Here is a 23,918-nt window from a genome sequence, read left to right on the forward strand (position 1 = left end):
CCGGTTCGACGGACAAAGACCGTGACATAGCTGTCAGAACTCCTCACGCGCGCCGCCAGACGGTGCCCTGCGGCCCGTCTTCGAGGACGATGCCGTCTTCGAGCAGGCGGGCACGGATGCGATCCGCAGTGGCGAAATCCTTCGCCTTCTTGGCGGCCAGGCGCTCCGCGATCGCCGTTTCGATCGCCACGACATCGGCCGATTCGCCCGGCACGTCGCCTTGCAGGAACTCGGTGGGCGCTCGTTGGAGCAGGCCGAGAATGCCGCCCAGCGCACGCAACTGCGCCGCCAGCGCCACATCCTGACTGCGGTTGACCTCGGAGGCGAGCTCAAACAGCACCGACACCGCCCCGGCGGTGTTGAAGTCATCGTTCATCGCGGCCTTGAAGCGCACGCACCACGGATTGTCCCAGTCTGCCTCGACCGCCCCCCCTTCCGGCGCCAGCTTGAGCGCCGTGTACAGACGCGTCAGCGCCTGGCGCGCATCATCCAGATGGGCGTCACTGTAGTTGAGCGGGCTGCGGTAGTGCGCCCGCAGAATGAAGAAACGCACCACCTCGGCGTCATAACGGGCCAGCACGTCGCGGATCGTGAAGAAGTTGCCCAGGCTCTTGGACATCTTCTCGTCATCGACCCGCACGAATCCGTTGTGCATCCAGTAATTCACATAGGCGTGACCGTGCGCGCCCTCGCTCTGGGCGATCTCGTTCTCGTGATGGGGAAACTGAAGATCCTGGCCGCCACCGTGAATGTCGAAATGCTCGCCGAGCAGTGCCGAGCTCATGGCCGAACACTCGATGTGCCAGCCGGGTCGGCCAGCGCCCCAGGGCGATTCCCAGCGCGCCTCGGCCGGTTCGTCGGCCTTGGCATGTTTCCACAGCACGAAGTCGAGCGGATCGCGCTTGCCGTCAGCGACATCGACCCGCTCGCCGGCGCGCAGGTCGTCCAGCGACTTGCCCGACAGGCGGCCGTAGGCGGGAAACTTGCGCACCGAATAGCACACGTCCCGGTTTGCGGCGACATAGGCCAGGCCGTTGGTCTGCAACGACTCGATCATGGCGAGCATCTCGGCGACATGATCGGTGGCCCGGGGCTCCGCGTCGGGGCGCACAACCCCCAGTGCGTCGGCATCCTCGTGCATGGCGGCAATGAAACGGTCGGTCAGCGCGCGAATCGACTCACCGTTTTCCTGCGCCCTGCGGATGATCTTGTCGTCGATATCGGTGATGTTGCGCACGTAAGTGACATCGAAGCCACTGGCCCGCAGCCAGCGCACCACCAGATCGAAAACCACCATCACCCGCGCGTGACCGAGATGGCACAGATCGTAGACCGTCATGCCGCACACGTACATGCGCACCCGGCCGGGTTCGATCGGTTGGAAGACTTCCTTTTCCCGCGTCAGCGAGTTGTATATCGTCAGCATCGTGCAGTGAATCGGTCCTGACCGCGCTCCACCACGCCGTATACAAAAAAAGCGGGCTCGTCGAGGAACCCGCCCGGGCCGGCGGCAGTCGTGCGCTGATTGAGACTGGTATCGGGTTTGTTGGTAGAATGCCGCGTTGATCCAAGGCCTTTGGGCCGCAACATCAGGCGCCGAAGTATAACACAATGACCATTCCCTTCTTTCGCACGGGCAGCGCGGTTCTGGCCTTGTCGTTCCTGATCTGCCAGCCCGCGTTCGCGTCGGTGGCCGACATCCAGTCGATGATCGACAAGGGGCAGTACGCCGAAGCGCTCAAACAGGCCGACCAGGATCTGACCGCGTCACCGCGCGATCCGCAGACGCGATTCCTGAAGGGCATCGCGCTGACCGAGATGAACCGGTCCGACGACGCCATCGAGGTGTTCTCGAAGCTCACCCACGACTACCCGGAATTGCCCGAGCCATACAACAACCTGGCGGTGCTGTATGCGCAGAAGAGCGAGTTCGACAAGGCGAAGAGTGCGCTCGAGATGGCCATCCGCACCCATCCAAGCTACGCCACCGCGCACGAAAACCTCGGCGACGTCTATGCCCGTCTGGCCCGACAGGCCTACAACAAGGCGCTGCAGATCGACGCCGCCAACACCTCGGCCAAATCCAAGCTCGCCCTGATCCGACAGCTCATGACGGTCTCCGGCGTCCCGGGCGAGACGGTCTCCGGCGTCCCGGGCGAGACGGTCGCCGCCGCAGCACCCGCCACGCCGGCACCGCCCACGCCTGTGGCCGACACTGCTCCGGCATCCGAGGCGCCCGTTGCCACACCGGCACCGGAAGCCCCTCCCGCGCCGGCGCCGGCCAAGGAGGCCCCCGCGAGCCCGCCACCGGCGGTCGCGGCACCTCAACCGGCCGCGCCCGAGCCTGCCCCGGTCGCCACCAATGACAGCGCGGCGATCGAGACGGCCGTTCTGGCCTGGGCGCAGGCGTGGTCGGCCAAGGACGTGACCGCCTATCTGTCGCATTACGCCACCGACTTCGACCCGCCGGGGGCAAATCCCGTCAGCGCTGGGAGGCCGAGCGCCAGCACCTGGTCGGCGAAAAACCCGGGCAAATCGACGTGAACATCGACGACCTGAGCATCAAGATCACCGGCAAGGACACCGCCTCGGCCGTGTTTCGTCAGCACTATCGTTCGAGCACCTTCACCGGATCGACCGACAAGACCCTGAAGCTGGTGCGCCGCCAGGGTCAATGGAAGATCCGTCAGGAACTGATCGGGCGGCATTGAGCATGAAGCGTCTATCGTTGTTCGTTCTGCTGGCGCTGGCCTGCCTGCTGCCGCTCGGTGTCCGGGCAGCGGCCACAGTGACCGACAACGGCCCCGGAGCCGACCTGCAGCGCGTGTTCGACGCCATCGAGCAGAACGACCTCGAGCTCGCGCTCGAGCGCACCGACGCCCTCCTCAAGGTGTATCCGAACTTCCGCCTCGCCAACCTGATCAAGGGCGATCTGCTCCTGGCGCGGGCGCAGCCACTGTCGACCTTCGGCAACGTGCGCGGCGACCCGGGCCAGATCGAGGATCTGCGCGAAGAGGCGATCGCCCGCCTGCGCGCCTACCACAACAAGCCCAACACCGACTACGTTCCCCGTTACCTGCTGCAGATGGGGCCGGAACAGAAATACGCGGTGGTGGTCGATACCCGTCGCGCCCGACTCTACGTCTATCGCAACGATCATGGCACGCCGCGCTTCGTCGCCGATTTCTACGCCAGCCACGGCAAGGCCGGTGCCGACAAGACGCGCGAGGGCGACATGAAGACGCCGGTGGGCGTCTATCACGTGGTCTCCGAGATTGATGGCGGCAAACTGCCCGCGCTGTACGGCGACGGCGCCTTCCCCCTCAACTACCCCAACGCCTGGGACAAACGGCTCGGGCGTACCGGCTACGGCATCTGGCTGCATGGCGTCCCGCACGACACCTACTCGCGTCCGCCGCGTACGTCGGAAGGCTGCGTGGTGCTGGCCAACCAGGATCTCAACACCCTGTCCCACTACGTTCAGGTCGGTCTCACCCCGGTCATCATCAGCAACGAGATCGAGTGGCTGTCGCTCGACGACTGGCAGAACGAACGCAGCGCCCTGAAAATGGCCATCGAGTCGTGGCGCAAGGACTGGGAAAGCCTGGACGTGGATCGTTACCTGGCGCACTACGCACACGCGTTCAAGAGCGACACGCTGAGTCAGGACGCGTGGCGTGCGCGCAAGCGCGCTGTCGCGCAACACAAGTCCTGGATCAAGGTGGGGGTGGCCAAGATGAGCATGCTGCTCAGCCCGGGACGCGACGGCGCGGTCGAGGTCACATTCGAACAGAACTATCGCAGCAACAACTTCAACGAGGTCAGCCGCAAGCGCCAGTACTGGATCAAGGAAGACGGCCAGTGGCGTATTGCCTATGAGGGCGCGGGCTGACCGCCAGCGGAACCACTACCGATGAAATCGATGCTTCTCGGCGCCCTGCTCGCCGTCACCACCCTTGTCGCCCACGCCGGCCCCGCGGTCGTGCTCGAGACGTCACAAGGCAACATCACGCTGGAACTGGATGCCGAACGTGCGCCGGTCACCACGCAGAATTTTATCGAGTACGTGCGCAGCGGTTTCTACGATGGCACGATCTTCCATCGCGTGATCGACGGCTTCATGATCCAGGGCGGCGGCTTCGAACCCGGCATGAAGCAGAAGCCCACCCGCGACCCGATCATCAACGAAGCCAAGAACGGCCTCAAGAACGCAGTGGGCACGATCGCCATGGCGCGCACCCAGGATCCGAACTCGGCCACCGCCCAGTTCTTCATCAACGTTGCCGACAACCGGACTTTGGACTATCCCTCCTTTGACGGCTGGGGATATGCCGTGTTCGGCCGGGTCGTCGACGGCATGGACGTGGTCATGCGGATCGCCAAGGTCCGCACGGCGCAAAAAGGCTACCATGGGGACGTTCCGGTCGAGGATGTGATCATCCGCAAGGCCCGCGTCCTGGCCGACCGTCCCTGACACACCACTGGAAACACCCAAGGAGAAACTCCTCATGGCAGTCAAGCTGCACACCAATCATGGCGTGATCACCCTGGAACTGGACGCCGACAAGGCGCCCGAGACCGTCAAGAACTTCCTCGCCTATGTCGAGGCCGGCCATTTCGACAACACCCTGTTCCATCGCGTGATCGACGGCTTCATGATCCAGGGCGGCGGGTTCGAGCCGGGCATGACGCAAAAGCCCACCAACGCCCCGGTCAAGAACGAGGCGGACAACGGCCTCAAGAACGAGCGCGGCACCATCGCCATGGCGCGTACCCAGGATCCGCATTCGGCCACCGCCCAGTTCTTCATCAACGTGGCCGATAACGACTTCCTGAATTTCCGCTCCCCCACCGCCCAGGGCTGGGGCTACTGCGTCTTTGGCCGTGTCAGCGAAGGCATGGACGTGGTCGACGCCATCAAGGGCGTGCAGACGCGCTCTGCCGGCTTCCATCAGGACGTGCCGGCCGAGGACGTGATCATCGAGCGCGCCGAAGTGGTCTGACCGGCGGCTCGATGGCCATCTCCGACCTGTTCATCGCCGATCTGCATCTGTGCAGCGAAACGCCCGACACCGTTCGGGCGTTTTTCGCTTTTCTGGACGGCCCGGCCCGGGAGGCTCGCCGCCTGTTCATTCTCGGCGATCTGTTCGAATACTGGGCCGGCGACGACGACCTGGACTCACCGTTCAATGTGCAGGTCTGTGAGCGCTTGCGACACCTCACCGAGGGCGGCATCGAGACCTTCTTCATCGCCGGCAACCGCGACTTCCTCATCGGCCCGGCCTTCGCCGAGCGCACCGGCATCCACCTGATCGACGAGCCCTTCCCCATCGACGTCGGCGGGCGCAAGGCGATCCTCATGCACGGCGACGTGCTGTGCACCGATGACGTGGCCTATCAGGCGTTCCGCGCACAGGTGCGCCAACCGGCCTGGAAAGCCGCCTTCCTGGCCAAACCACTGGCCGAGCGCAAGGCGCTGATCGCACACATGCGCGAGCGCAGCGAGGCAAGCAAGCAGGCGACGGCGCTGGAAATCATGGACGTGAACGGCGACGCGGTGACCGAGACCTTCCGCGCCAACACGTGTGATCTGATCATTCACGGCCACACGCATCGCCCGGCAACCCATCGCCAGGAGATCGACGGCAAGGTGTGCGAACGGTGGGTGCTGGCCGACTGGCACGGCAACGCGCCGTGTCTGGTCGTCGAAGACGACCGCTTGCGCAGGCGCGATTTCGCGCCGGGCTGAATACGCCAGGTTTGGCGGCTCAGCCGAGCCCGCGGGCCAGATCGGTCTTGAGATCGTCGATCGACTCGAGCCCGACAGCGACGCGGATCAGTCCTTCGCTCACTCCCATGGCCGCCCGCGCCTCGGGCGAAATACGCCCGTGCGTGGTCGAGGCCGGATGGGTGATGGTCGACTTGGTGTCGCCCAGGTTGGCCGTGATGGAAATCAGCCGGGTCGCATCGATCAGCCGCCACGCCGCCTCGCGTCCGCCGACCACGTCGAAGCTCACGATCGCCCCACCCATGCGCTGCTGGCGGAGCGCCAGAGCATGCTGCGGATGGGACGGCAGGCCCGGGTAGTACACCCGGCTCACCCAGGGCTGGCCTTCCAGCCACTCGGCCAGCGCCAGCGCGCTGGCGCTCTGCGCTTCCATGCGCAGGCGCAGGGTCTCGAGCCCCTTGAGGATCACCCACGCGTTGAACGGCGACAGCGTCGGCCCGGCGGTGCGCAGGAAACGGAACACCTCGTCCATGAGCACCTTGTTGCCGACCACCGCGCCGCCGAGCACGCGCCCCTGACCATCCAGATACTTGGTGGCCGAGTGGATGACGACATCCGCACCGAGTTCGAGCGGGCGCTGCAGCGCCGGCGTGCAGAAGCAGTTGTCGACGGCCAGCAACACCTCATGCCGATGCGCCACCTCGGCCACGGCGGCGATATCCACCAGCTCGGTGAGCGGGTTGGACGGCGTCTCGACGAAGATCAGACGCGTCTGCGGCCGGATCGCCGCCTCGTAGGCCGCCACATCCGCTGCCGGCACGAAGGTGGTCTCGATGCCGAACTTGGAGAAGATGTTGCCGAACAGCTGCTGGGTGGAACCGAACAACCCCTGCGAGGCGACCACGTGGTCGCCGCTCTTGAGCAGGGCCATGACCAGCGCCAGGATCGCGGCCATGCCCGAGGCGGTGGCGATGCACGCCTCGGCGCCCTCGAGCGCCGCCAGTCGGTCCTGCATGGCGGTCACGGTCGGATTGGTGAAGCGCGCATAGACGTAGCCCTCCTCCTCACCGGAGAAGCGCGCCGCGGCCTGGGCCGCACTGTCGAACACGAAGCTTGAGGTCAGGTACATCGCCTCGCTGTGTTCGTTGAACTGGCTGCGTTCGATGCCGGCGCGAATGGCCAGCGTATCGAAATCCTGGATGTGCTTTTCTTGCCTGTCGCTCACGTGCGGTTCCGTCTTCAGTCCTGCGTCTCGCTGGCGAGGTTGAGGTCGAGCTGGTTGGTGACCGCCCCGTCGGCGTCCTCGACCGTCACCGGTGGCGAGCCGCGCTGGGTCTCGATGGTGGCCAGGTATTCGGCGGTCACGTCCCCGGTCACGTAGCAGCCGTCGAAACAGGAGGTCTCGAAGAAGTTCAGCGCCGGATTGATGGCGCGCACCGAGGCGCGCAGGTCGTCCAGATCCTGGTAGATCAGGCCGTCCGCGCCGATCTCGCGGCAGATGGCCTCATCGTCCCGGTCCGAGGCGATCAGCTCGCCCCGGGTGGGCATGTCGATGCCATAGACGTTGGCATAGCGCACCGGGGGCGCGGCGGAGGCGAAATACACCTTCGTCGCACCGGCATCGCGGGCCATGTTGACGATCTCCTGGCTGGTGGTGCCGCGCACGATCGAATCGTCCACCAGCAGCACGCTCTTGCCCTTGAATTCCTGATGGATCGTGTTGAGCTTCTGGCGCACCGACTTCCGGCGCACCGCTTGCCCCGGCATGATGAAGGTGCGACCGATGTAGCGGTTCTTCACGAAGCCTTCGCGATAGGCCACACCCAGCTTGTTGGCCATCTCCAGCGCCGCCGGCCGGCTCGAATCGGGAATGGGGATCACCACGTCGAGATGCACATGCGGCATCACCCGCTTGAACTTCTCCGCCAGGTATTCACCCATCTTCAGGCGTGCCTCGTACACCGACACGCCGTCGATGAGCGAGTCCGGACGGGCCAGATAGACGTACTCGAACATGCACGGCGCGTGCATCGTCTGCTGCGCACAGGCGCGGGAGCGGAAGCGCCCTTCCATGTCGACCAGCACCGCCTCACCGGGCTCCACGTCCCGCAGCAGCTTGAAGCCGAGGGCGTCGATGGCCACGCTCTCGGAGGCCACCAGCCATTCGGTCCCGTCCGCCGTGTCGTGCTTGCCGATCACCAGCGGGCGGATACCGTACGGATCGCGGAAGGCGAGCAGCCCCACGCCCGCGATCATCACCACCGCGGCGTAGGCGCCGCGACAACGCCGATGCACCGCCGCCACCGCCGCGAAGATCGCGTTGTCGTCGAGCTTGCATCCGTTGGAGGCCGCCTGCAGTTCGTGCGCGAGCACATTGAGCAACACCTCGGAGTCCGAATTGGTGTTGATGTGGCGCAGGTCGGCGAGGAACATCTCGCGCTTGAGTTCGTCGGAGTTGGTCAGGTTGCCGTTGTGCGCCAGCATCAGCCCATAGGGCGAATTGACGTAGAACGGCTGCGCCTCGGAGGCGTTGTACGCGGAACCGGCGGTCGGATAGCGCACATGTCCGATGCCCCAGTTACCGACGAGGTTGCGCATGTTGCGGGTCCGGAACACGTCACGCACCAGGCCCGAGCCCTTGTGCATGAAGAAGCGCCCGCCCTCGGTCGTGGCAATGCCCGCCGCGTCCTGTCCACGGTGCTGGAGCACCTGCAAGCCGTCGTAGAGCAACTGATTGACTGGCGATGTTGCGACAACGCCCAAAATCCCGCACATGGAATCACCTATCGAAAACGCACCCGCTCGGCCACCGCAGCCGGCAACCAAGGTTTGGCCGCCACCACGGCCGTCTCAAGCAGCGGCGAGAACATCGCCGCCTCCCACCAGGGCGCCCGCGACACACCGCTGACACCCCCCAAAGCCACCAGCAAACAGGCGATGACCACCGCCTTCACCGTGCCGAACATCGCACCGAGCCCACGGTCGACGAAACCGAGCCCCACCGCCCGGATCAGCGCCCGAAGCAGATAGCGAACCACCGCCACCACCACCAACACGGCAATGAAGATGAGCGCGAAGCCGGCCACATAAGCGAAGGCTGGTTCGGTCAGCCAGTTCACGAACAGCGCCGCTGCCTGTTCGGCAAACAGGCGCGCGGCGACGAACGCCAGTATCCATCCAACCAGCGCCAGCACTTCGCTGACCAGGCCCCGCCAGAAGCCCAGTGCCGCCAGGACGGCCACCAGACCCAGAAACGCATAATCGAAAACCGTCATCGATGCTTCCCCGCAGCGCTTCAGCCGCGCGGCATCACTACGCCCTTGAACCCCTTGCCAGCCATCCGGTCCGCCACCGATTCCGCCTCGTTGCGGTTCTCGTAGGGGCCGACACGAACCCGTGTGGTGGAACCCACCTTTCGAGTGTAGGCCTTGAAACCGGCCTGGCGAATCTTTTCGGCCAGCGCCGCGGCACTGCCGGCATTGGCAAAGGCGCCGACCTGGACCACGAAACCGGGGCCCTTGTCGTCCGCGGCCGGGGCCTTGGCGGCGTCGCCGGAGAGGATGGCGGCGACGCGCTGTGCCTCTTCACTGCGTTTTTCGACGGATGAAGTGGTCACCTCGGGCGACGCGCTCGGGGTCGCTTTCACAGCCGGCGCGGGCTTCGGCGACTCCGATGTCTTCGCGGGCGCCGGCGCATGTTCGGGTGTTGACGTTTTCGCCACGGATTCGTGCGACGGCGTGGCGACCGGCGCCGGCTCGGGACGCTTCACCGGTTCGGCCACGGGGGGGGTGGCCGGCACATCGATGGTTCGCGCCGCCACATTGTCGCCGGCCACCGCGGGAATGCGCACCTCGATGTCTTCCCCGACCGGCTTGGGCTCGGGGTCCATGATCATCGGCAGCACGATGACGGCGAACAGGGCCAGCGCGGCCGCACCGACCAGACGTCGTCGGGCACGCTTCTTCAGATCGGTTTGGGCGTCGTCGTTGGCCATCTCGGTTAACGCTCTTCGCGGATCGCCGTCATGACGTCCGCCACGGTCAGGAATGAACCGAAAACGACGATTCTATCACTGTCGTCGACCCGGGCCCGGGCCGCTCGATAAGCGTCCGCCGGGGTGTCGAACACGCCCTCCACCGACAAGCCCAAGCCGGTCAGGCGCGTCGCCAGCGCATCGGCCGACAACCCGCGCGGCGCCGGCAGCCCGGCCACCAGCCAGTGATCCACGCGGCCCGCGAGACGCTCGACGGCCGCCTCGACCGCCTTGTCTGCGAACATGCCGACGACTGCCCAGGTCTCGGGGTAGTAGCCCATGTTGGCGAGGTTTTCCGCCAGCACTCCCACGGCCTGGGGGTTATGGGCCACGTCGAGCACGATGGCCGGCTGCCCCGGCAGGGTCTGGAAGCGGCCCGGCAGTTCAACGAGCATCATTCCCTGACGAATCGCCTGCATGGAGACCGGCAGTCGCTCACGGATCGCTTCGAGCGCGGTGATGACCGCCGCCGCGTTGAGCAGCTGGTTCGCCCCGCGCAGTGCCGGATAGGCCAGGCCGCCACGCTTGACCCCCGGCCCCCAGTAGGCCCACTGGGTGCGGTCACCGGAAAACCCGAAATCACGTCCGCTGACCAGCAGCCGCGCACCGATGGCCTCGGCCGCATCGAACACGCTCTGCGTCGGCATCGGGTCGGCGCAGATGGCAGGCTTGTCGGCGCGGAAGATGCCGGCCTTTTCGCGTCCGATGTCCTCCCGCGTCTCGCCCAGATAGTCCATGTGATCCATGGCGATGCTGGTGAGGATGGCGCAGTCGGCATCGAAGATGTTGGTGGCGTCGAGACGACCGCCGAGGCCGACCTCGAGCACGATGACGTCGAGCTCGGCCTGGGCAAAACACACCCACGCGGCCAGTGTGCCGTGCTCGAAATAGGTCAGATGAGTCCGACCGCGTGCCGTCTCGACCCGCGCGAACGCGTCCGCCAGGCGCTCGTCGTCCACTTCCCGCCCGTCGATGCGCACGCGCTCGTTGAAACGCAGCAAATGCGGGGAACTGTACAGACCGACGCGATAGCCCGCCGCGAGCAGGACGGCCTCGAGCATGGCACAGGTCGAGCCTTTGCCATTGGTGCCAGCGACGGTGATGATGACCGCGTCACTGCCCACGCTCAAAGCATCCCGCACCGTCGCGACCCGTTCCAGGCCGAGTTCGATGCGCTGGCCGTGGCGCGCTTCGATCAGCGCGAGCCAGCCGGCCAGGTCCTGCGGTGGAGCGGTGTCAGGCATTGACGGCGGCTTGACGTGTCAGCAGCGTCAGCAGGTCGGCCAGGCGCTCACGCATCTGGCGACGGTCCACGATCATGTCGATGGCCCCCTTCTCGAGCAGGAACTCCGCCCGCTGGAAGCCTTCGGGCAGGGTCTCGCGTACCGTCTGCTCGATCACCCGCGGTCCGGCGAAGCCGACCAGCGCATTCGGTTCGGCGATCACCACGTCGCCCATGAAGGCAAAGCTCGCCGACACGCCGCCCATGGTCGGATCGGTCAGGATCGAGATGAACGGCAGTTTCTGCTGCGCCAGCCGGTTGATGGCCGCGGTCGTCTTGGCCATCTGCATCAGCGAGAACAGGCCTTCTTGCATGCGCGCGCCGCCGGTGGCGGTGACGCACAGGAAGGGCATGCGCTGATCGATGGCGAACTGAACCCCGCGCACGAAGCGCTCGCCCACCACCGACCCCATGGAGCCGCCGAGAAAATCGAACTCGAAACAGGCAACGACGGCCGGCACGGTCTGGATCGCGCCCTGCATCACCACCATCGCGTCGGCCTCGCCGGTGGCCCGCGTCGCGCTCTTGAGGCGATCCGTGTAGCGCTTCTGATCCTTGAACTTGAGCGGATCGAGCGGCTGGACTTCGGAGCCGATCTCGAAACGGCCCTCCTCGTCGAGCAACATGTTGAGCCGCTCACGGGCGCGCAGGCGCTGGTGATGGCCGCACTTCGGGCAGACATTGAGGTTGCTTTCCAGATCCGAACGATAGAGCACCGCTTCGCAGGCGGGACACTTGCTCCACAGGCCTTCCGGAATCGACTTGCGCCCCGTGGAATCGTCACGCTTGATCTTCGGGGGCAACAGTTTTTGCAACCAACTCATGCTCGGGACACTCCATTGTGGTCAAGCGCGTCGCGAATGCCTCGCACGAAGGCGGTGACACGTGCCGGCGCCTCGGCCTCGGGGCCGGCCTCGATTTCCTCGATGATGCGGCTGCCGATCACGACCGCATCGGCCACTTCGCCGATGGTTCGCGCGGAGTCGGCATCGCGGATCCCGAAACCGACACCCACCGGCATGCCGACCCGTTCCCGGATCGACGGGATGCGCGCGGCCACTTCGGTCAGATCGATCTTTGCCGATCCGGTCACGCCCTTGAGCGACACATAGTAGATATAACCGCTGCCTGCCCGCGCCACGTCGCTGATACGTGCGTCGGTGGACGTCGGTGCCAGCAGGAAGATCGGATCGACGCCGGCCTCACGGCAGGCACGCGCGAAGGTCTCGCATTCCTGTGGCGGATAGTCGACCACCAGAACCCCGTCCACCCCTGCGTCCACCACCGCACGGATGAAGGGTTCGAGCCCCATGGCCTCGATCGGGTTGGCGTAACCCATCAGCACCACCGGTGTGGTCGTATCGGTTTCGCGGAAGGTCGAGACCGCCTCGAGCACCTTGCGCAGCGACATGCCGTTGGCGAGCGCACGCTCGGAGGCGCGCTGGATGGTCGGGCCATCGGCCATCGGGTCCGAGAAGGGGACGCCCAGCTCGATGATGTCCGCTCCGCCCGCGACCAGCGCATGCATGAGCGGCACGGTGGCCGCCACGGTGGGATGCCCCGCCGTAATGAAGGGGATCAACCCGCGACGGCCTTGGCCCCGCAGCTGATCGAAAGTATTTTGGATTCGGGACATGTGATGTGTGCCGGGCCGAACCGGCCCGGAAAGAATCAGAACTGGATGCCGGATTTTTCCGCGACGGTGTGCATATCCTTGTCACCCCGTCCGGACAGGTTCACGAGCAGGATCTTGTCCTTCGGGAGCGTCGGCGCAAGGCGCGCAGCATAGGCCAGCGCGTGCGACGATTCAAGCGCCGGGATGATGCCCTCGAGACGACACAGGTCGTGGAAGGCCTTGAGCGCCTCGCTGTCAGTCACGCCCGCGTACTCGGCGCGCCCACAATCCTTGAGCCAGGCGTGCTCGGGACCGACGCCCGGATAGTCGAGACCGGCGGAAATGGAATGGGTCTCGATGATCTGCCCGTCCTCGTCCTGGAGCAGGTAGGTGCGGTTGCCGTGGAGCACGCCGGGGCGCCCGCCGATCAGGGACGCCGCGTGATGCCCGGTATCGAGTCCTTCGCCGGCCGCTTCGACACCGATCAGGCGCACATCGTCGTGACCGATGTAGGGATGGAAGATCCCCATGGCGTTGGAGCCGCCGCCCACACAGGCGATCACCGCATCGGGCTGTCGCCCGGTCAACTCCGGCATCTGCTCGATGCATTCCTTGCCGATCACGGTCTGGAAGTCGCGCACCATCTGCGGATACGGGTGCGGCCCGGCCACCGTGCCGATGATGTAGAAGGTGTCGTGGATGTTGGTGACCCAGTCGCGCATGGCCTCGTTGAGCGCGTCCTTGAGCGTGCGCGAGCCGGACTCGACAGGCACCACGGTGGCGCCCAGCAGTTTCATGCGATAGACGTTGGCGGCCTGCCGCTTGACGTCCTCAGCCCCCATGTACACCACGCATTCAAGCCCGTAGCGGGCCGCCACGGTGGCGGTCGCTACCCCATGCTGTCCGGCGCCGGTTTCGGCGATCACGCGCGGCTTGCCCATGCGACGGGCCACCAGGGCCTGACCGATGCAGTTGTTCACCTTGTGGGCGCCGGTGTGGTTCAGATCTTCACGCTTCAGGTAGATCTGCGCGCCGCCGAAAGCCTCGGTGAGACGCTTGGCGTGGTAAATCGGGCTCGGCCGGCCCACGTAGTGCTTGAGCTCGTACTCGAACTCGGCGACGAATTCGGGATCGCGCTGGCATTCGGCATAAGCCGATTTGAGTTCCTCGAGCGCGGGGATCAGGGTCTCGGCCACGAACACGCCACCATAGGGGCCGAAATGGCCCTCGGCGTCTGGCAACTGGTACGGCATTTCAGCCATCTGCATCACGTACTCCGGAAATGAATCGGCGGATCGCGCCGGCATCCTTGATTCCCTTCTGCGCGGTCTCCACTCCGCTGGAAACATCGACGGCCCACGGCCGGACACGTCGGATGGCTTCGCCGACGTTCTCGGCATCCAGCCCACCGGAGAGAATCAGCGGCGCATCGAACCGGGGTGGAATCAGCGTCCAGTCGAACACCTTGCCACCCCCGCCATAGCCCTCCACGAAGGCATCGAGCAGGAAACCGCGTGCCGAGGGAAAACAAGCTGCGTATTCTATCAGATCGACCCCGGCACGCATCCGCACGGCGCGCACGTAGGGCCGTCCATAGCGGACGCAATCCGTCTCGGTTTCGTCGCCATGAAACTGCAGCAGTTGCAGGGGCAACGCGTCCAGCGCCGCCTCGACGGCCTCGGGCCGGGCATTGACGAACAGACCGACCGTGGTCACGAATGGCGGCACGTGCGCCATGAGAGCGCGTGCCTGCTCCACGGTCACATGGCGCGGACTGGGCGGGTAGAAGACGAAACCGATCGCATCGGCCCCTGCGGCCACCGCCGCCTGCACATCCTCGACGCGGGTCAGTCCACAGATCTTGATTCGGGTGCGCTGCAAGGGAACACCATGGGCAATTCGGGAGGACAGATGATACGCCCGCCATCGGGCAAGGACCACCGGTCGGGGTACTCCACACCGCACAGATACAAGCCGTCGGGAGCGAAGGTCGGCGCCGCCTTGGAACGATCCCTGCCCGTAAGCAGCATGTCCATCCACTCGGGCGGATGCTTGCCCTTGCCCACGTACACCAGCGCCCCCACCAGATTGCGGATCATGTGATGCAAAAAGGCGTCCGCGCAAAAATCGAACAGCCAGTACGGGCCATGGCGTGTCACCCGGGCATGGCGAATCGTGCGTACCGGCGATTTGGCCTGACAGGCGGCGGCGCGGAAGGCCGAGAAGTCATGGGTGCCGGCCAGCCGATCGGCGGCGGCGCGCACCCTGTCCTCATCGAGGGGCAGGTGAAACCAGCCCACCCGCCCCGACAGCAGCGCCGGCCTGACCGGCGCGTTGTAAAGGAGGTAGCGATAATGACGCGCCGTGGCCGAGAAACGGGCGTGAAAGCTGGTGTCGACCTCATGGGCCCAGCGGATCGCCACCGACGCGGGCAGGTGACTGTTGGTCCCGCGCACCCAGGCCGACCGGGGGCGTTCGACCGGCGCATCGAAATGCACGATCTGGGTCGTGGCGTGCACGCCGGTATCAGTGCGTCCGGCGCAGACGAGGTCGACCCCCTGACCCGCCACGCTGGAGACGGCCGCCGTCACGACATCCTGCACCGTCCGACCGTGCGGTTGCGTCTGCCAGCCTTCGAAGGCATCGCCCGCGTACTCGACGCCCAGCACGATCCGGCTCACCACATCCCCCACAACACAACGGCTAGCGACAAAAGCGCCAAGGCTACACCATCGGGCCAGCGAAACGCCTGAATCTGGACCGGAATCACGCCTGGCGTCCCTGCACTCTCCGCTTCGAGAAACCAGGCCCGCCATCCGCTGCGGGGAGATTCGACGGCGCGCAGCACCAGGGTCAGGCGCACGGCGATGAGTTCGGCCGGCACACCGAGCGGTCGCAGGGTGGAAAAGACGGCATGCAGCGCGCACACCAATTGCGCATTGCTCATGCGTGTGAGCAACAGCGCCACCATGCTCACCATGGTCACCAGCCGGAGTGCGTGTTCGGCGCCCAGGGCCAGCCCGTCCCAGGTCAGTGCCAGCCAGGTCCACTGCGGCAGCAGGCGCACGCCCGGTGTCGCCAGGCCGAACAGAACGATCGTGACGAGCAGCAGAATCCGGATCCGCCGCAACAGGCGAAAAAAGCGTTCGCCGGCCATGACCGAGGCCAGCACAACGACGCCGGGTATCGACCACCACAAGGCGGGAGGGTGGAGCAGCTGAAGCAAAACGGCGGCGCCGGCCCACAAGGCCAGCACCGCCGCCGGATGCAGCAAACTCACGCCACTACGCAAAAGGCTGCGCCATGGCACCGCCCGCCATCAGCCGAGACGGGCAAGGATACTGCGCGCCTGCTCCTGCTGGGCGGCATCGCCATCGCGCATGACCTCGTCCAACAACTCACGCGCGCCCTCGCCGTCGCCCATCTCCTCGTAGGCCCGGGCCAGTTCGAGCTTGGTGTCGATTTCCTGGTTGAGCTCCTCGTCGGCAGGCAGATCGGGCATGGCCCGGCTGTCGGTCAGCGAGGTCACCACGCTCTTGGTCAGCGACGCCATCATGGCATCCTCCTCGGCGTCGGCCGGCTGCGCGGTGGGCGACTGCTCGGTGAAGGATTCCGGCGCGGTCGCTTCGGCTTCGAACGTGGGCGCCTCGGGCTCGACCGTTTCGGCCGCCTCGGACAGCTCGGGCAGATCGAATTCGACAGACGCATCATCGGATTCCGGCTGGCCCTCGGCGGCCGGCGCATCCGCACCTGACCGGCCTTCGTCCGCATCGGCGCCTTCGAGATCGAGATTGATGTCGGACAGATCCAGCGAGGTGGCCATCATCTCCTGCTCGCCGCCTTCACCCTTCTGTTCATCGAGTTCGAAGTCGAAGTCGAGCAGGCTGCCATCGAAGTTCGTCTTCTCGAGATCGACGACGGCCATATCCTCTTCCGGTTCGTCCTGCGGGGGCGAGTCGACCGCCGGCGCCGCTTCGCTGAAGGACGACGGGAAATCGATTCCGGAACTCGTCCCCAGATCCGTCGATTCAAGATCGACGGTCACTTCTTCATTCGCATCGGTGGCGCCAACCCCCTCGCCGGACAACTCACCGCGCAAATCCGTGCTTTCGAGATCGGTCTCGGGGGAAAACCCGCTGACGCTGGTCTCGGCCATCGAATCGCCGGCCGGCGGCGCCTCCAGATCGAGATTGAACTCGAGCGATGAATCCGCCGCCTCGAAGGACGAATCGATCTCCGGTGATTCGTCCTTCGGCGCTTCCGTCGCGGCGCCCTTCTCCTCCGTGCCGACCTCATCCAGATCGAGATTGAAATCCAGATCCCCCGTGTCGACGCCGAGCGCGTCGCTGTCGCCCTCCGCCTCCGGCGCGGCCTGTTCGGCAATACCCGCCAGATCGGAATCGGTGAACTGGTTCAGGTCGCCGGGAATGGCCCAGGTATCTTTCATTTGCGACGGCGAGGGCTCTTCCGCGGTGGGAATCGACGCCGAGAAATCAAGCATCTGGTCGTCATCGGGCACCTGTTCTGCCGATTCGCCACCAGCATCGGGCGCCTCGGCGACCGCCTCCTGATCTTCTTCCGTGGCCTCGCTCGCGGCGACGCCGGCGATCACGCCCGCTGCCGCGGCAGCGGTGACGTTACCCGCGTCACCGGACGGCGCCGTAAAGCCGGCTTCATCCGATGCGACCTCCCCCTCACCGACCATGTCCGCCGTGCGCGAGAACAGGGGATTGTCGGGGTCGAGCTTCAGACCCATCTCGACGGCCTTTTCCCAGGCCTCGCCCTTGCCGCCGGTCACGGTGTAGAGCTCGGCCGCCGTGGTCTCGAACTGCTTCAGGTTCTTGCGCTGGCTGTAGATCTCGAGCAGCTTGAGGTGAATCGCCGTGCGGGACGGATCCGCCTTCATCGCGTCGAGCAGGATTTCCTCAGCCTGGGCGTCGCGTCCATAAGCCATATACACATCGGCTTCAGCAACCGGATCGACGCCTTCGTCGGTGTCGATCGCCGACAGGCCGGACTGGCTGAAATCGGTCTGGATCAGGCTGCTGCTGCCGGTATCCACACTCTGGCCGCCGGTTTCACCGAACACCGAATTCTGGTCGGGCGGGAAGACCGAAGCCATGGCCGTCTCGTCCGGTGACCCACCGGCGTCCCGACTCTTGCGGCTGCGCCACAGACCGAAACCGAGCACACCGATCAGGGCCGCCGCACCGCCATAAAGCAGTGCGGGGTTTTCCATCAGGCTGTCCATGAAACCCGGCTCCTGCGCCGGGGCGGGTTTGGGCGGGGCCGCGGGCGGCGGCACCGGTTTCGTCGCCTCTTCGACCGGCATCGGCTCCGGTGCCGGGGCGGGCGCTTCGGCGGCCGGATGCTCGGCGCCGGCCGTCTCTTCGGCCGCGGGCGGCTTCACGAGATCCTGCAGTTCCTTGTCCAGCGCATCTTGCGCACCCGCCGGCATCGCTTGCTCCGGCTTCTCTTCCGCGCCGGCCTTGGGCTCGGCTGCCGGCATCGGTTCGGCGCCCTGCGACACGGGCGCGGCCTCGGTCATCGGAGCGGCCGCTTCAGCCGGCGCCGGTGCGGCAGCGGGCGGTTGCCCCTGCGCCTGTTGCTGCAAGGAGGCCAGATTCTGGTTCTTGAGCTCGATGAGCTTCTGCAGCTCAGCGATGTTCTTTTCCAGCGCTGCCAGACGGTCGTTGGCCTCCGTCAGCGCCTTGTCGCGCGCGACGACGTCCTCTTCGAGCGCCTGCATGCGCCGGTTCGCTTCCTGCAAGGCCCCGGCGTCGCCGGCACCGGCCGCCCCGGTGTCGGTCTTGGAGACCTTGACCTGGTCCTTGCTCTCGGTGACGGCCGTCGGCGTCTCCTCGACCTTGGCGGTGATCTTGCCGGCGCTGGCCTGCGTGCTTTGTACCGGCTCGGCTGGCGCCGATGCCGCCACACGCTCGGCCACCCGGCGTCGATAGGCGTTGAAGTCGGCGGCGTGGGCGATCACCTGCTGCCGCGCTTCGGCGCGCGGAATGGCGCCGGCGGCCTGACCGTCCGGCACGTTCAGGACGACCCCGGCGCGCAGGCGGTTGATGTTCTCATCGATGAACGCTTCGGGGTTGGCACGGTACAGGGCGATGAGCATCTGATCCATGCTCACCCCCTCGGGCATGTTCTGACGCGCAATCTTGGCGAGCGTGTCGCCGCGTTGCACCCGGTAGTCGCCGGTCGCCGCCTGACGGATCGGGCGTGCAGCGCGGGCCACCGGCTGCTGCACCGGCGTTCCGACGTTGGTCGCAGCCGCCGGGGCCGGCATATCCGGGGGATCGAGCAGGAAGGTGTACTCTCGCAGCAGCCGACCGGCCGACCAGTTCAGTTCGACGAGCATGTCCACGAACGGCTCGTTGATCGGCTTGGTGCTCGTCAGCCGCAGCACGTTGCGCCCACCGCGCCGTTCGACGCTCATGCGGATGCTGGCCAGGGCCGGCACGTAGGCGACGCCCGCGTCCTTGAATGCGGTGGGCGCGGCAACGGCGGCCGTCATCGAGGTGAGCTCGTTCGACGTCGCGGTCAGCTCGATTTCCGCCCGCAACGGCTGCCCCAGGGCGCTGAGCACCGAAATCCGACCAAGGCCGGCGGCGTTCGCCGCGAAGGGCATGGCCGCAAGAGTGGCCGCAATCAGCGTGGCCCGAAGAGAGGTCTTCTGGAAGGTATTCAAAACCGCATCCTCATGCTGGAGCACTACATTGGAATGCGAACATATCATCATGGGTATGTCGCATCAAGCCAGTATCCACTTTAAGTATCGTCGCCAATGCCTTAAAACGGAAGGAAATTTCGTTCTGCTGGCTCCAGCCACGTCGTCGACGCGGTTTTACGTGTGTCATATTCGCCACACGCGGGGGTCGGCGGCCCGGCGGGTTTTGTCCACACCGGGCCCGTCGCCTCACTGCTCGAGGAGGATCCTCAGCATGCGGCGAAGCGGCTCCGCGGCGCCCCACAGGAGTTGATCGCCCACGGTAAAGGCGGAGAGATACTCACCGCCCATGCCCATCTTGCGCAGACGCCCGACCGGTACGGTCAGGGTTCCGGTCACGGCCGCTGGCGTCAGATCCCGCATCGACGCCTCGCGCTCGTTCGGCACCACCTTCACCGAGCCGTTGGCTTTTGCCAGCATGTCATTGATTTCGTCAAGCGGAGCGTCTTTCTTTAGCTTGATTGTGAGCGCTTGCGAATGGCAGCGCATGGCGCCCATGCGCACGCACAGGCCGTCGATGACGATCGGGTGGGCTTCACGGCCGAGAATCTTGTTGGTTTCGGCCTGCCCTTTCCACTCCTCGCGGCTCTGGCCGTTGCCCAGATCGGTGTCGATCCACGGAATCAGCGAACCGGCCAGCGGGACGCCGAAATGTTCGGTCGGGTAATCGCTGTTGCGCAGCGCCGCGGCGACATTGCGGTCGATCTCGAGAATGGCGCTGGCCGGATCGTTGAGCGCCTCGCCGGCGACCGAATGCAGGTAGCCCATGCCCTTGAGCAGCTCGCGCATGTGCTGCGCACCGCCGCCGGAGGCGGCCTGGTAGGTCATGGACGTGGCCCAGTCCACCATGTCGTTCTGGAACAGCCCGCCGAGCGCCATCAGCATGAGGCTGACGGTGCAGTTGCCACCGATGAAGTTGTTCGCGCCACGGGCCAGACCGTCGCGGATCACGCCGTCGTTGACCGGGTCGAGCACGATGATCGCGTCGTCGTTCATGCGCAGCGCCGAGGCGGCGTCGATCCAGTAACCCTTCCAGCCGGCCTCGCGCAGGCGCGGGAAGATGGACTTGGTGTAGTCACCCCCCTGGCAGGTGACGATCACCTCCATCTCCTTGAGCGCGTCGATGCTGTTGGCGTCCTGCAACGGCGGGACATCCTTGCCGACGTCCGGCCCCTGCCCGCCCGCGTTCGAGGTGCTGAAGAACACCGGTTCGATATCCGCGAAGTCGTTTTCCTCGCGCATGCGCTGCATCAGCACGGAGCCCACCATGCCCCGCCAGCCGACCAGACCTACTCGTTTCATTGCCATGTCGATTTCCTGAACTATCCGGTTGTTGCCTACAGCGCCGCGACCACCGCGTCACCCATGTCGATGGTACCCACCTTGCGGGTACCCGGCTCGTAGATGTCGCCGGTCCGCAAGCCGTCGGCGAGCACCTTCTTGACCGCCTTTTCGATGCGAACCGCCGCCGCCTCCTGGTTGAAGGTGTAGCGCAGCATCATCGCCACCGACAGAATCGTGGCCAGCGGGTTCGCCAGCCCCTTGCCGGCGATGTCGGGCGCCGAGCCGTGCGACGGCTCGTACATGCCCTTGTTGTTCTCGTCGAGCGAGGCCGACGGCAGCATGCCGATGGAGCCGGTGAGCATGGCCGCCTCGTCCGAGAGGATGTCGCCGAACATGTTGCCGGTGACCACCACGTCGAACTGCTTGGGGTTCTTCACCAGCTGCATCGCCGCGTTGTCGACGAGCATGTGGCTCAGTTCCACATCCGGGTAGTCGGCCGACAGCTCGATCATCACGTCGCGCCACAGCTGGGTGCATTCGAGCACGTTCATCTTGTCCACCGAGCACAGCTTGCGGTTGCGCTTGCGGGCGATGTCGAAGGCGACCTTGCCGATGCGGCGGATCTCGCTTTCACTGTAGATCATGGTGTTGAAACCGACGCGCTCGCCGTCGCGACTCTCGATGCCGCGCGGCTGGCCGAAGTAGATATCACCGGTCAGTTCGCGCACGATCATGATGTCCAGCCCGGCCACCAGTTCGGGCTTGAGCGAGGAGGCATTGGCCAGTTCCGGGTAGAGAATCGCCGGGCGCAGGTTACCGAACAGGTTCAGCGCCTTGCGGATGCCCAGCAGACCGCGCTCGGGACGCTGCTCGCGCGGCAGCGCATCCCACTGCGGCCCCCCCACGGCGCCGAGCAGCACCGCGTCGGCCGCCCGCGCCAGCGCCAGGGTCGATTCGGGCAGCGGCACGCCATCGGCGTCGACGGCGCAGCCACCGATCTTCGCTTCCTCGATCTCGAACGCGAGCCCGTCGGTGCGCAGCGCCTCGAGCACGCGCACGGCCTGCGCCATGATTTCCGGACCGATGCCGTCACCCGGCAACACACAAATCTTCATGCCTCTCTCCAACCGGCCTTGCGCACTGAACGCAAGGTTTTGATATCAAAGAAAATAATAGGGATGCGTCGCCTTGCGTCGGTCCTCGAACGCGTGAATCTCGTCCGCGTGACGCAGGGTCAGGCCGATGTCGTCCCAACCGTTGAGCAGACATTCCTTGCGGAAAGGATCGACCTCGAACGGGATCGCATGCCCATCCGGACGCCGGATCCGCTGCTCAGGCAGATCGACCTCCACCGAGTACCCCGGGGCGTGCTCCACTTGCGCGAACAGGGCGTCGACCTCGGCTTTGGGCAGCACGATCGGCACGATGCCGTTCTTGAAGCAGTTGTTGAAAAAGATGTCCGCAAAGGACTCGGCGATGATGGCGCGGAAACCGTAGTCGAGCAGCGCCCACGGGGCATGCTCGCGGCTGGAGCCACAACCGAAATTGGCCCGGGTCAGCAGCACCTGTGCACCCTGGTAGCGCGGCTGGTTGAGCACGAACTTCGGGTTCAGCGTGCGCTGGCTGTTGTCCATGCCCGGCTCGCCGCGGTCCATGTAGCGCCATTCGTCGAAGGCATTGGGGCCGAAGCCGGAACGCTTGATCGACTTGAGGAACTGCTTCGGGATGATGGCATCGGTATCGACGTTGTTGCGGTCGAGCGGCGCCACGAGTCCATTGAGGGTGATGAATTTTTCCATATCGGTATCTCCGGAGCCCGCCGTTCAGAGGATGGTGCGCACGTCGGCGAAATGGCCGGCAACCGCCGCTGCCGCCGCCATGGCCGGACTCACCAGATGGGTCCGGCCACCGGCCCCCTGGCGTCCCTCGAAGTTTCGGTTGGAGGTCGACGCACAACGCTCGCCCGGCTCGAGCCGGTCGGCGTTCATCGCCAGACACATGGAACAGCCCGGTTCGCGCCACTCGAAACCGGCGGCGAGGAAGATCTTGTCGAGCCCCTCCTGCTCCGCCTGGCGCTTGACCAGCCCGGAACCCGGCACGACCAGCACCTGGCGCACGTTGTCGGCCTTGTGGCGTCCGCGCACGACCACCGCCGCCTGGCGCAGGTCCTCGATGCGGGAATTGGTGCACGAGCCGATGAAGACCTTGTCGATCTTGATGCTGGTCACCGCCATGTTGGGTTTCAGCCCCATATACTGCAGCGCGCGCTCCATGCCTTCACGGCGGACCGGATCGGTTTCCTTCGCCGGATCGGGCACGGTGCTGCCGACGGGGACGACCATTTCCGGCGACGTGCCCCAGGTGACCTGCGGCTGAATTTCCTGACCATCGAGCACGACCACCTTGTCGAACTGCGCGCCGTCATCCGAGCGCAGGGTGCGCCAGTAGCTCACGGCCTTGTCCCAGTCGCTGCCACGCGGGGAGAAGGGGCGGTCTTTCAGATAGTCGATGGTGGTCTGGTCCACGGCCACGAAACCCATGCGCGCGCCGGCCTCGATCGCCATGTTGCACACGGTCATGCGTCCTTCCATCGACAGCGAACGGATGACGTCGCCGCCGAATTCGATGGCGTAACCGGTCCCGCCGGCCGTGCCGATGCGGCCGATGATGGCCAGCGCCACGTCCTTGGCGGTCACCCCCTTGCCCAGACGACCGTCGACCCGCACCAGCATGGTCTTGGAGCGCTTCTGGATCAGGCACTGGGTGGCGAGCACGTGCTCGACCTCGGACGTGCCGATGCCGTGCGCCAGACAGCCGAAGGCGCCATGGGTGGAGGTGTGCGAGTCGCCGCACACCACGGTCATGCCCGGCAGGGTCGCGCCGTTCTCGGGGCCGATCACGTGCACGATGCCCTGGCGTTCGTCCTTGAACGGGAAGTAGGCCAGCGCGCCCACAGCGCGGATGTTCTTGTCCAGGGTCTCGACCTGCTGGCGGGAGACCGGATCCTTGATACCCTCGTCCCAGTGGTCGGTCGGCGTGTTGTGATCCGCGGTGGCCACGATCGAGTGTGTGCGCCACGGCTTGCGCCCCGCCAGCTTCAGCCCTTCGAAGGCCTGCGGGCTGGTGACCTCGTGGATCAGATGACGGTCGATGTAGATCAGCGCCGTGCCGTCCGCCTCTTCGCGAACCACATGGCTGGACCACAACTTTTCGTAGAGCGTTTGCGCCTGTTGCATG

Annotated in this window: 23 protein-coding genes; 6 read left to right on the forward strand and 17 right to left on the reverse strand. The window is 65.7% G+C overall.

The features are described 5' to 3' along the window. Window positions 1–43: 43 nt before the first annotated feature. Window positions 44–1,426 (reverse strand): cysteine--tRNA ligase, encoded by a 1,383-nt coding sequence (cysS, locus tag G3580_RS11310; protein WP_173765579.1) that lies wholly within the window; start codon window positions 1,424–1,426, stop codon window positions 44–46. Window positions 1,427–1,611: 185 nt separating this feature from the next. Here cysS and G3580_RS11315 point away from each other — a divergent pair, with 185 nt between their 5' ends. Genes G3580_RS11315 through G3580_RS11335 form a run of 6 tightly spaced genes read left to right on the forward strand, consistent with a single transcriptional unit; the run spans window position 1,612 to window position 5,749 of the window. Then, a complete protein-coding gene (locus G3580_RS11315; RefSeq protein WP_217424471.1) occupies window positions 1,612–2,544 on the forward strand; it encodes a tetratricopeptide repeat protein in 933 nt (310 codons plus the stop codon). Beyond that, entirely contained in the window at window positions 2,541–2,711 is a 171-nt protein-coding gene (locus G3580_RS19830; RefSeq protein ID WP_217424472.1) for a hypothetical protein, read from the forward strand. The genes G3580_RS11315 and G3580_RS19830 overlap by 4 nt, the downstream gene beginning before the upstream one ends. Window positions 2,712–2,713: 2 nt before the next feature. Further along, entirely contained in the window at window positions 2,714–3,892 is a 1,179-nt protein-coding gene (locus G3580_RS11320; RefSeq protein WP_173765581.1) for a L,D-transpeptidase family protein, read from the forward strand. Window positions 3,893–3,922: 30 nt separating this feature from the next. Further along, a complete protein-coding gene (locus G3580_RS11325; protein WP_228720854.1) occupies window positions 3,923–4,474 on the forward strand; it encodes a peptidylprolyl isomerase in 552 nt (183 codons plus the stop codon). 34 nt (window positions 4,475–4,508) lie between these two features. After that, a complete protein-coding gene (locus G3580_RS11330) occupies window positions 4,509–5,003 on the forward strand; it encodes a peptidylprolyl isomerase (RefSeq protein ID WP_173765585.1) in 495 nt (164 codons plus the stop codon). 11 nt (window positions 5,004–5,014) lie between these two features. Then, complete coding sequence (locus G3580_RS11335) at window positions 5,015–5,749, forward strand: UDP-2,3-diacylglucosamine diphosphatase (protein WP_173765587.1); 735 nt, start codon at window positions 5,015–5,017, stop codon at window positions 5,747–5,749. Window positions 5,750–5,768: 19 nt separating this feature from the next. Here G3580_RS11335 and G3580_RS11340 read toward each other — a convergent pair whose 3' ends face one another. The 16 genes from G3580_RS11340 to leuC form a co-directional block, all read right to left on the reverse strand. After that, entirely contained in the window at window positions 5,769–6,953 is a 1,185-nt protein-coding gene (locus G3580_RS11340; protein WP_228720643.1) for an O-succinylhomoserine sulfhydrylase, read from the reverse strand. 14 nt (window positions 6,954–6,967) lie between these two features. Next, window positions 6,968–8,503: an amidophosphoribosyltransferase gene (gene purF, locus G3580_RS11345; protein WP_173765589.1), complete on the reverse strand. Its 1,536-nt coding sequence runs from the start codon at window positions 8,501–8,503 to the stop codon at window positions 6,968–6,970. A gap of 8 nt (window positions 8,504–8,511) precedes the next feature. Continuing rightward, window positions 8,512–9,003 (reverse strand): CvpA family protein, encoded by a 492-nt coding sequence (locus tag G3580_RS11350; RefSeq protein ID WP_173765591.1) that lies wholly within the window; start codon window positions 9,001–9,003, stop codon window positions 8,512–8,514. A 20-nt stretch (window positions 9,004–9,023) separates the two neighbouring features. Continuing rightward, window positions 9,024–9,722, reverse strand: coding sequence for an SPOR domain-containing protein (locus G3580_RS11355; RefSeq protein ID WP_173765593.1), 699 nt, complete (start codon window positions 9,720–9,722; stop codon window positions 9,024–9,026). Between the two features lie 5 nt (window positions 9,723–9,727). Further along, window positions 9,728–11,005 (reverse strand): bifunctional tetrahydrofolate synthase/dihydrofolate synthase, encoded by a 1,278-nt coding sequence (gene folC / locus G3580_RS11360; RefSeq protein WP_173765595.1) that lies wholly within the window; start codon window positions 11,003–11,005, stop codon window positions 9,728–9,730. After that, on the reverse strand, window positions 10,998–11,867 hold the full coding sequence (gene accD, locus G3580_RS11365) for an acetyl-CoA carboxylase, carboxyltransferase subunit beta (protein WP_173765597.1): 870 nt from the start codon (window positions 11,865–11,867) through the stop codon (window positions 10,998–11,000). The genes folC and accD overlap by 8 nt, the downstream gene beginning before the upstream one ends. Then, the gene (gene trpA / locus G3580_RS11370; protein WP_173765599.1) at window positions 11,864–12,679 is read right to left on the reverse strand and encodes a tryptophan synthase subunit alpha; all 816 of its coding nucleotides are present in this window, start codon (window positions 12,677–12,679) and stop codon (window positions 11,864–11,866) included. Before trpA ends, accD begins: the two co-directional genes overlap by 4 nt. Window positions 12,680–12,714: 35 nt before the next feature. Continuing rightward, a complete protein-coding gene (gene trpB / locus G3580_RS11375; protein WP_173765601.1) occupies window positions 12,715–13,926 on the reverse strand; it encodes a tryptophan synthase subunit beta in 1,212 nt (403 codons plus the stop codon). Continuing rightward, on the reverse strand, window positions 13,913–14,539 hold the full coding sequence (locus G3580_RS11380) for a phosphoribosylanthranilate isomerase (RefSeq protein ID WP_173765603.1): 627 nt from the start codon (window positions 14,537–14,539) through the stop codon (window positions 13,913–13,915). Before G3580_RS11380 ends, trpB begins: the two co-directional genes overlap by 14 nt. Then, window positions 14,506–15,339 (reverse strand): tRNA pseudouridine(38-40) synthase TruA, encoded by an 834-nt coding sequence (gene truA, locus G3580_RS11385; RefSeq protein ID WP_173765605.1) that lies wholly within the window; start codon window positions 15,337–15,339, stop codon window positions 14,506–14,508. Before truA ends, G3580_RS11380 begins: the two co-directional genes overlap by 34 nt. Next, the gene (locus tag G3580_RS11390; protein ID WP_173765607.1) at window positions 15,336–15,938 is read right to left on the reverse strand and encodes a hypothetical protein; all 603 of its coding nucleotides are present in this window, start codon (window positions 15,936–15,938) and stop codon (window positions 15,336–15,338) included. Before G3580_RS11390 ends, truA begins: the two co-directional genes overlap by 4 nt. 39 nt (window positions 15,939–15,977) lie before the next feature. Then, entirely contained in the window at window positions 15,978–19,358 is a 3,381-nt protein-coding gene (locus G3580_RS11395) for a FimV/HubP family polar landmark protein (RefSeq protein WP_228720644.1), read from the reverse strand. A 228-nt stretch (window positions 19,359–19,586) separates the two neighbouring features. Continuing rightward, entirely contained in the window at window positions 19,587–20,699 is a 1,113-nt protein-coding gene (gene asd, locus G3580_RS11400; protein WP_173768780.1) for an aspartate-semialdehyde dehydrogenase, read from the reverse strand. A gap of 35 nt (window positions 20,700–20,734) precedes the next feature. Then, window positions 20,735–21,796, reverse strand: a complete 1,062-nt coding sequence (leuB, locus tag G3580_RS11405; protein ID WP_173765609.1) for a 3-isopropylmalate dehydrogenase — start codon at window positions 21,794–21,796, stop codon at window positions 20,735–20,737. Window positions 21,797–21,841: 45 nt separating this feature from the next. Next, on the reverse strand, window positions 21,842–22,480 hold the full coding sequence (gene leuD / locus G3580_RS11410; protein WP_173765611.1) for a 3-isopropylmalate dehydratase small subunit: 639 nt from the start codon (window positions 22,478–22,480) through the stop codon (window positions 21,842–21,844). A gap of 24 nt (window positions 22,481–22,504) precedes the next feature. Next, the gene (gene leuC / locus G3580_RS11415; RefSeq protein ID WP_173765612.1) at window positions 22,505–23,917 is read right to left on the reverse strand and encodes a 3-isopropylmalate dehydratase large subunit; all 1,413 of its coding nucleotides are present in this window, start codon (window positions 23,915–23,917) and stop codon (window positions 22,505–22,507) included. Between the last annotated feature and the right edge of the window lies 1 nt (window position 23,918).

Source organism: Nitrogeniibacter mangrovi (assembly GCF_010983895.1).
In the GTDB taxonomy this organism is placed as follows: Bacteria; Pseudomonadota; Gammaproteobacteria; order Burkholderiales; family Rhodocyclaceae; genus Nitrogeniibacter; species Nitrogeniibacter mangrovi.